Annotated in this window: 1 protein-coding gene; it reads left to right on the top strand. The window is 67.4% G+C overall.

From position 1 onward, the window contains the following. The coding region (locus tag IEW73_RS16475; RefSeq protein WP_188678048.1) for an arabinosyltransferase domain-containing protein at window positions 1-699 on the top strand (699 nt) is incomplete at both ends.

Raw genomic sequence — 699 nt, forward strand, 5'->3', positions numbered from 1 at the left:
CCTGGTACCTCATCGGCGCCAACACCGCCGACGACGGCTACATCCTCACCATGGCCCGCGTCGCCAACGACGCCGGATACATGGCCAACTACTACCGCTGGTTCGGCGTCTCCGAAGCACCCTTCGGCTGGTTCTACGACGTCACCGCACTCCTCACCCACATCTCCACCGCCAGCCCCTTCATCCGCATCACCACCCTGATCGCCTCACTCCTGTGCTGGTGGATCATCTCCCGCGAAGTCATCCCCCGCCTCGGACGACGCGCACGCCACACCCCCGCCGTCTACTGGACCGCCGCCGCCATCTTCCTGGCCTTCTGGCTCCCCTACAACAACGGCCTACGCCCCGAACCCATCATCGCCGTCGGCGCCCTCCTCACCTGGATCAGCGTCGAACGCGCCATCGCCACCGCACGCCTCCTCCCCGCCGCCATCGCCATCATCATCGCCGCGTTCTCCCTCGCCGCCGGCCCCACCGGCCTCATGGCCGTCGCCGCCCTCCTCGCCGGCACCCGACCCCTCATCGCCATCGGCATCAAACGCGCCAAACAACTCGGCGGCGGACCCCTGAACTGGGCAGCACTCATCGCCCCCATCCTCGCCTCCGGCACCGCCGTCCTCTTCATCATCTTCTACGACCAAACACTCGCCGCAGTCTCCGAAGCCTCCCGACTCCGCACCGCCATCGGACCATCACTGA

Origin of the sequence: Hoyosella rhizosphaerae (assembly GCF_014643175.1) — a bacterium.
Lineage (GTDB): Bacteria > Actinomycetota > Actinomycetes > Mycobacteriales > Mycobacteriaceae > Lolliginicoccus > Lolliginicoccus rhizosphaerae.